Genomic DNA, 7,705 nt, shown 5'->3' on the forward strand with positions numbered 1-7,705 from the left:
CGGGCCCCTTCGCGCTGACCGCGGGCGCGGTCACCGCACCTCGCGCAGGACCTCCAGGATCGCGGCCTCGTCCGGCGCCGCCACCAGCCGCTCCCGGAAGCCGGTGTCCATCAGCTTGCGGGAGAGCAGCGCGAGAATCCGCAGGTGCTCGTCGCCCGCGGCCGCCTCCGGCACCGAGATCATGAAGATCAGCTTGGCCTTCGTACCGTCCAGGGAGCCCCACTCGATGCCCTCGGCGGACCGCGCGAACCCGACGACCGGCGCGGTCACCGCGTCGGTCTTGGCGTGCGGGATCGCGATCTCCTCGCCGAGCCCCGTGGTTCCCTGCGCCTCGCGCGCCAGCGCGGTCCGTACGAGCTCCTCGACGTCGTCGACCTTGCCGGTACGGGCGAGCAGCCCGGCCATCTCGCGGATCGCGGCCTCCTTGTCCCCGGAGTCGAGCCCGACCTTCACGGTCTGCCCGGTGAGATAGCCGGAGAGGACCTCGGGCGCGGAAGCGGGAGCGGAAGCGGGAGCGGAAGCGGGAGCCGCCGCGGCGGGGGAGGGAGCAGCACCAGCACTAGCACCAGCCCCAGCACCTGCACCGACCCCGGCAAGGACCGGCTCCGGGCCGCCCGCTCCGCCCAGCGGCGACTGCCCGCGCCTCCTGCGCTCGCTCAGATCCACCAGCGAGACGGTGACGAGGGCGGTGACCACCGTTCCGGCGGCCACGGCCACGAAGAACATCGGGACGCCGCCGATCGCGCCGAGCACCGCCACGATCGGCCCGCCGTGCGGCACCGCGTCCTTCACGCTCGCGAGACCCGCGATCGCACCGGCCACGGCGCCGCCGAGCATGTTCGCCGGAATGACCTGCGCGGGGCGCGCGGCAGCGAACGGAATCGCACCCTCCGAGATCCCGAACAACCCCATGAACATCGCCGCGAGCCCCGTCTCCCGCTCCTGCTCGGTGTACAGCCGCTTGCGGATCAGCGTCGCGAGCCCCTGCCCGAGCGGCATCACCGGAATCGCGGCGGCGCACATGCCCATGACGGTCTGGTTGCCGGTCGCGATGAGCCCCGCGCCGAACAGGAACGCCGTCTTGTTGACCGGCCCGCCCATGTCGAACGCGATCATCAGGCCGAGAATCGCCCCGAGCAGGATCGCGCTCGTCCCCGTCATCCCGCTGAGCCAGTCCGTCAGATGCTCGAACACCCACGAGATCGGCTTCCCGATGACGTAGATGAAGAACAGCCCGAGCGCACTGGTGGCGACGATCGGGATCACGATGATCGGCATGATCGGCTGCACGAACTTCGGGACCTTGACCTTCTTGATCCACAGCACCAGGTACCCGGCCAGGAACCCGGTCACGATCGCCCCGATGAAGCCCGCCCCCGCCTTGGAGTCGTACAGCTCACCGGTATTGGCGATCCACCCGCCGATCATGCCCGGCACCAGGGCAGGCCGGTCCCCGATCGCGTACGCGATGTACCCCGACAGGATCGGCACCATCAGCGTGAACCCGATGACACCGATCTGGTTCACATGCATCCAGAACGAGTCGTCCGGGATGACGAGCCCGCCCTTCGGGTCGGTGTGCCCGCCGAGCGACAGCGAGATCGCGATCAGCAGACCGCCGACCACGACGAACGGGATCATGTACGACACGCCGTTCATCAGCGCCTTGTACGCGACACTCCGCTCCCGGCCGCCCCCGCCGCCCGCGGCCTGCTGCCCGCCCCCGCCTCCGGAGCCGCCGCCGTCCTGCACGGGCGCGCTCCGCACCCGCTCGATCAGCCGCTCGGGGTGGCTGATGCCCTCGGACACCCCGACGGACAGCACGCGCTTGCCCGCGAACCGGCCGCGGTCGACGTCCTTGTCAGCCGCGATGATGATGCCGTCCGCCTCTCTGACATCGTTGTCAGAGAGGACGTTCTCGGCTCCGATGGATCCTTGCGTCTCCACCTTCATCTCCGCACCCAGACCAGCGGCGGCCTGCTGGAGCTTCTCCGCCGCCATGTACGTGTGGGCGATGCCGGTCGGGCAGGCGGTCACCGCGAGCAGCTTCAGCCGCTTCTGCCCGCTGGGGCCCGCCGGGGGGTCGGCCGGACTGGTCACGTGGTTCTCCTAACGCCTTGACCGAACAAGGTCGCGCATATGTTCCCGATCTGCAGGCATCCTGCAACAGACAGGGACAGGAACCAAAGCGCAAAGGTCCCGGTTCCGCCAGGTCCGAGTGCCTTTGTTCGGACCGTTGTACCGTCGCGATTCAGCCACCAGCCGTTTCCGGGCGCCCTGTGGCCCGCTGCGCCGATCGGTGTAGATTCGTGACAGTGCCAGACGTCGCTGCTGATGGCGGTCGGGCGGTCCGTCAGCGGACCGGCCGAGGGAGAGAGGGCCTCCGACGGACTGCGCTGCGCGCGCCGGTGCACCTCAGCGTCCCGACGCCGCAGATCAGCCATGCCCACCCTCGACTCCATCACGAGGAGCAGCTCACCATGTCGACTGCCGTCAACGGCAAGGACTTCAAGGTCGCCGATCTCTCCCTGGCCGCGTTCGGCCGCAAGGAGATCACCCTCGCCGAGCACGAGATGCCCGGCCTGATGTCGATCCGCAAGGAATTCGCCGCCAGCCAGCCGCTGGCCGGCGCCCGCATCATGGGCTCGCTGCACATGACCGTGCAGACCGCCGTCCTCATCGAGACCCTGGTCGCCCTCGGCGCCGACGTCCGCTGGGTCTCCTGCAACATCTTCTCGACCCAGGACCACGCCGCCGCGGCCATCGCCGTCGGCCCGAACGGCACCCCGGACGACCCCCAGGGCATCCCGGTCTTCGCCTGGAAGGGCGAGACCCTGGAGGAGTACTGGTGGTGCACGGAGCAGGCCCTGACCTGGCCGAACACGCCCACCGGCGGCCCGAACATGATCCTGGACGACGGCGGCGACGCCACTCTGCTCGTCCACAAGGGTGTCGAGTACGAGAAGGACGGCAAGGTCCCGGCGATCGAGACCGCCGAGTCCGACGAGCACCGCGTCATCCTCGAGACGCTGCACCGCACCCTGGCTGAGAACCCGCAGAAGTGGACCCAGCTCGCCTCGGAGATCCGCGGCGTCACCGAGGAGACCACGACCGGCGTCCACCGGCTGTACGAGATGCACCGCGACGGGCAGCTCCTGTTCCCGGCGATCAACGTCAACGACGCCGTCACCAAGTCGAAGTTCGACAACAAGTACGGCTGCCGCCACTCGCTCATCGACGGCATCAACCGCGCCACGGACGTCCTCATCGGCGGCAAGACCGCGGTCGTCTGCGGCTACGGCGACGTTGGCAAGGGCTGCGCGGAGTCCCTGCGCGGCCAGGGTGCCCGCGTGATCATCACCGAGATCGACCCGATCTGCGCCCTGCAGGCCGCGATGGACGGCTACCAGGTCACGACCCTCGACGAGGTTGTCGAGACGGCCGACATCTTCATCACCACGACCGGCAACAAGGACATCATCATGGCCTCGGACATGGCCAAGATGAAGCACCAGGCGATCGTGGGCAACATCGGCCACTTCGACAACGAGATCGACATGGCCGGCCTCGCGAAGATCCCGGGCATCGTCAAGGACGAGGTCAAGCCGCAGGTCCACACCTGGACGCACCCTGACGGCAAGGTCCTCATCGTCCTCTCCGAGGGCCGCCTGCTGAACCTGGGCAACGCGACCGGACACCCGTCCTTCGTGATGTCCAACTCGTTCGCGGACCAGACGCTGGCCCAGATCGAGCTGTTCACCAAGCCCGACGAGTACCCGACCGACGTCTATGTGCTCCCCAAGCACCTCGACGAGAAGGTCGCCCGCCTGCACCTGGACTCGCTCGGCGTGAAGCTGACGACGCTCCGCCCCGAGCAGGCCTCGTACATCGGCGTCGAGGTCGAGGGCCCCTACAAGCCGGACCACTACCGCTACTGAGCCTTCGGCCGATCCCGGTCCGGGCCGCCCCGACACGGGCTGCCCGGCCCGGACCCCGGCCGGTGGCCGCCCGGCGCACCGTGCCCCTCGGCACGGCCGCCGGGACGACCGGCAGGCAGTAGGACGACTCCAGCAGGCCCTCGCCCCTCCGGCGGGGGCCTGCCGCCGTAGCGCTCCCGGTCAGCCCCGGTGGTGCCCACGCCTGGCGGCGCGGGGCGCAACACATGCACTCCCGCCATGACAGCGGCGGTGGTGCCCACGCCCGGTGGCGCGGGGCAGCGCGCCGGGCCCGCCGCCGGTCACGCGCTCGCGGACCCGCCGCCACCGCGCCGCCCCACCGCCGGAACGCCCCAGGTCACGCACATCCCCCGACAAGGACCAAGCCCCCATGCCCCGCGGTCGCTATTCGCTGCACGATCCGCACGATCACACCCCCCTCGCTGAAGAGCACTTCCAGTGCGCGCCAGGCCCCTCCGGCTGGCGCTACGTCGCCCAACGCCTCACTCCCTCCGGCGATCACGCGGGCTCCGTCGACCTGGCCCTCGACGAACTCGGCCGCCCCATCCGCCTCGAGCTGAACGCTTCCGGCTGGCAGGTGCGTGCCGCCGCCCTCGACGGCGTCACCTGGGTCCGCACCGACGCCACCGGCGCGCACGCCAGCGAGAACAACGCCCCCGCGCACGCGTTCACCGGGACGTCCCCCGCGTTCCTCATCGCCACCGCACGTCTGCTGCGCCTCACCCCCGATTCCCCCGCGACCCGCGTCCGCCTGGTCGCCTTCACCGATCCGGTCCTCGCCCCGCGCACCCTCGACCAGTCCTGGGCCCTGCTGAAAAGCGAAGCACACGCCACTGACAACGGCCCCCTGACCGTGGACGAATACCAGGTCACGGCCCTGGACACGGGCGAGCAGCACGCCGTCCACCTCAGCGGCGACGTCGTTCTCGCGGCGCCCGGCATCGAGCTCGAACACCTCGAGACCCCGCCGTCGGTGTTCGGCTGACACGAGCCACGGCGCGCGGCGCCGTCGGCGTCACGCGGGCGGTACGAACCCCGTCGCGGGCCGACTGCCCTGCTCTTCGGCGGCGGAGGCCGACGCAGGGGGTGCCGTCGGTGCCGAGGGCGCGGTGGCCTGAGACGGTGGTGTCGCGGCGGTGCTGGGCGCGGTCGGCGCACCAGGGGTGCCCGTGCCCCACGCGCCGGGAGCGGGCGGTGGCGTGCCCCACGCCGGGTGCGCGGCCACCGCGCCGCCCCCCGCTCCAGGGCCGCCGAAGGACCGCTGGACCTCCCGCGCCTGCCGCTCGTGCACGACAGCGGCCAGGAACGCCGCCGGGGGCACGCCTTCCGGCGCGGGTGCGCCCGTCCGCGCCACCACGTCCGCCGCGAGCTTCTCCGCCATGCCCCAGCTGATCTGCGGATCCAGCTGCCGCATCCGCGTCAGGTACTGCCGTATCGCCAGCCACAGACCGTCCGGAACACCGGACAGATCAAGCTCGGAGAACCTCCCCGCGAGCCAGGGCGGCGGGGCGGGCACGTATGCGGTCTGCCCCGTGGGCACCCGCTCACGCACGATGAGCGTCCCCGCGAACACGTCCCCGAGCCGCCGTCCCCGCGCCGACACCAGCGACGCGATGCACGCCACCACTCCGAACGTCAGCTGGATCTCCACGACGCCGACCGCCCCGCGCACCAGCGCGTGCCGGAACCGGATGGGCCCGCCGTCGTCCCGTACGACTCGCAGCCCGCACGCCAGCTTGCCCAGCGACCGCCCGTGGCTGAGCGTCTCCACGGCGATCGGAATGCCCACGAGCACCATGACGAACGTCGCCACGGCGATCGCGGCGGCCGCGGCGTCGTCCAGGGAGGCGGTCGCCGCGAGCAGCCCGAGCGTCACGGCCAGATACACCGACCAGGCCACGATCAGGTCGATGAGGATGGCGAGCGCCCGGCTCGGAAGTTTCGCGGGACGCAGCTCCAGCGCCACCGCCTCGCCCGTCACAAGCTCACTCACACCCGCAGTCCTTCCCGTCCGTACCCCCGGATCCGCCAGTCTGCCAAGCTGATGAGTGATCGCGCCGCAGTAGGAGCAGTACGAGAAGCCGAGGAGCAGCCAATCCGATGGACCTCGACGTCTTCGTGTCGACCCACCGAGCGGAGTGGGACCGCCTCGACGCACTGCTGCGCCGCCAGCGCCACCTCACTGGACCCGAGGTCGACGAGCTCGTCACCCTCTATCAGCGCACCGCCACGCACCTCTCCTTGATCCAGTCCAGCGCCCCGGACCCTCAGCTCACCGGACGCCTCACCCAGCTCGTGGCCCGCGCGCGTAGTGCGGTGACAGGCACGCGCCGTGCCTCCTGGAGGGACGTCACGCGCTTCTTGACGCACGGTTTCCCCGCCGCGGTCTACCGATCCCGGCACTGGTGGGTTCCCACGGCTCTGCTGTCCGCGGTCCTGGCGGCCCTGATCGGCTGGTGGGTCGGTACGCACCCCGAAGTGCAGTCCTCCATCGCGGCCCCTTCGGAGCTGCGGGACATGACGCGCCCGGGAGGCGAGTACGAGACGTACTACTCCAGCCACCCGGCGACGTCGTTCGCGGCCCAGGTGTGGACGAACAACGCCCAGGCGGCGGCCATGTGTCTGGTCCTCGGCGCGTTCCTGTGCTTCCCGGTGATCTGGATCCTGTTCCAGAACATGCTCAACGTGGGGGTCGGCATCGGCCTGATGTCCTCCGCGGACCGCCTGGACACCTTCCTGGGGCTGATCCTTCCGCACGGCCTGCTGGAGCTGACCGCTGTCTTCGTGGCCGCCGGTACGGGGCTGCGCCTCGGCTGGACACTCATCGACCCCGGTCCCCGCACCCGCCGCGTGGCGATGGCGGAGGAAGGCCGCGCCGCCCTGGGCATGGCCATCGGCCTGGCCCTGGTCCTCCTGGTGTCCGGAGCCATCGAAGGCTTCGTCACTCCCTCCGGCCTGCCCACCTGGGCCCGCATCGGCATCGGAATCGTCGCCGAACTGGCCTTCCTGGCGTACGTCTACGTCCTTGGCGGGCGCGCGGTCCGAGAGGGCGAGACGGGCGACATCGACGCCTCGGAGCGGAGCGCGGCGGTCCCCACCGCAGCGTGATGTGCGCACGACCCGTTTGAGCTGCTAGTCTCCTCGTCGCCCCGGAAAAGTCATTGACATGGCAGGACCGGGGAGGTAGATTCGAACAGTTGCCTAGAGCTGGATGGCTCAGGGGCGGCAGTGAACATCTGCCTGCTTCTTGAATCTCATCAATCAAGAGGCCACTCCCGATCATTCGGAATGAAGCGCCGGTAAGACCGGCCCAAAACTTCTGATAAAGTCGGAACCGCCGGAAAGGGAAACGCGAAAGCGAGTCCCTGAAAGGCACCGAGGAAATCGGAACGGACCGGGAAGCCGGAAAGATCTGATAGAGTCGGAAACACGAAATACCGAAGGGAAGCGCCCGGAGGAAAGCCCGAGAGGGTGAGTACAAAGGAAGCGTCCGTTCCTTGAGAACTCAACAGCGTGCCAAAAGTCAACGCCAGATATGTTGATACCCCGTCTACCGGCCCATACGGGTCCGGTGGCGAGGTTCCTTTGAAAAAGTCCTTCCCCTCCTATGTGACGGGGGAGGCGCACAGCGAGGACGCTGTGAACGACTGGGACTATTCCTCCTGGTTGTTCCGCTCTCGTGGTGTTGAACCCGATTACGGGTACACATTCACGGAGAGTTTGATCCTGGCTCAGGACGAACGCTGGCG

General features: G+C 69.6%; 6 protein-coding genes. 4 read left to right on the plus strand and 2 right to left on the minus strand.

Annotation, left to right across the window (positions count from 1 at the left end; all coding sequences use genetic code 11):
* Window positions 1–30: 30 nt before the first annotated feature.
* On the minus strand, window positions 31–2,100 hold the full coding sequence (locus AC07A4_RS21610) for a fructose-specific PTS transporter subunit EIIC (RefSeq protein ID WP_478601014.1): 2,070 nt from the start codon (window positions 2,098–2,100) through the stop codon (window positions 31–33).
* Between the two features lie 380 nt (window positions 2,101–2,480).
* Between AC07A4_RS21610 and ahcY the strand changes: the two genes are divergently transcribed.
* Together ahcY and AC07A4_RS21620 are read left to right on the plus strand one after the other, a co-directional pair.
* Entirely contained in the window at window positions 2,481–3,938 is a 1,458-nt protein-coding gene (ahcY, locus tag AC07A4_RS21615; RefSeq protein ID WP_478601016.1) for an adenosylhomocysteinase, read from the plus strand.
* Window positions 3,939–4,326: 388 nt separating this feature from the next.
* Window positions 4,327–4,941 carry a hypothetical protein gene (locus AC07A4_RS21620; RefSeq protein ID WP_478601018.1) on the plus strand — a complete coding sequence of 205 codons (615 nt, stop codon included), beginning with the start codon at window positions 4,327–4,329 and terminating at the stop codon, window positions 4,939–4,941.
* A 30-nt stretch (window positions 4,942–4,971) separates the two neighbouring features.
* Here AC07A4_RS21620 and AC07A4_RS21625 read toward each other — a convergent pair whose 3' ends face one another.
* On the minus strand, window positions 4,972–5,949 hold the full coding sequence (locus AC07A4_RS21625) for an RDD family protein (RefSeq protein WP_478601020.1): 978 nt from the start codon (window positions 5,947–5,949) through the stop codon (window positions 4,972–4,974).
* Window positions 5,950–6,056: 107 nt separating this feature from the next.
* Here AC07A4_RS21625 and AC07A4_RS21630 point away from each other — a divergent pair, with 107 nt between their 5' ends.
* Both AC07A4_RS21630 and AC07A4_RS21635 read left to right on the plus strand, forming a co-directional pair.
* Window positions 6,057–7,064 carry a stage II sporulation protein M gene (locus AC07A4_RS21630; protein ID WP_478601022.1) on the plus strand — a complete coding sequence of 336 codons (1,008 nt, stop codon included), beginning with the start codon at window positions 6,057–6,059 and terminating at the stop codon, window positions 7,062–7,064.
* Between the two features lie 405 nt (window positions 7,065–7,469).
* Window positions 7,470–7,705 (plus strand): hypothetical protein (locus tag AC07A4_RS21635; RefSeq protein WP_478601024.1); only part of this gene is annotated, 236 nt, incomplete at its 3' end.

It is taken from the genome of Streptomyces sp. NPDC043996 (assembly GCF_056435225.1).

Excerpts from the sequence above, each read along its gene's own strand:
- ahcY (WP_478601016.1), top strand. The coding sequence starts at position 2,481 with ATGTCGACTGCCGTCAACGGCAAGGACTTCAAGGTCGCCGATCTCTCC.
- AC07A4_RS21620 (WP_478601018.1), top strand. The coding sequence starts at position 4,327 with ATGCCCCGCGGTCGCTATTCGCTGCACGATCCGCACGATCACACCCCC.
- AC07A4_RS21630 (WP_478601022.1), top strand. The coding sequence starts at position 6,057 with ATGGACCTCGACGTCTTCGTGTCGACCCACCGAGCGGAGTGGGACCGC.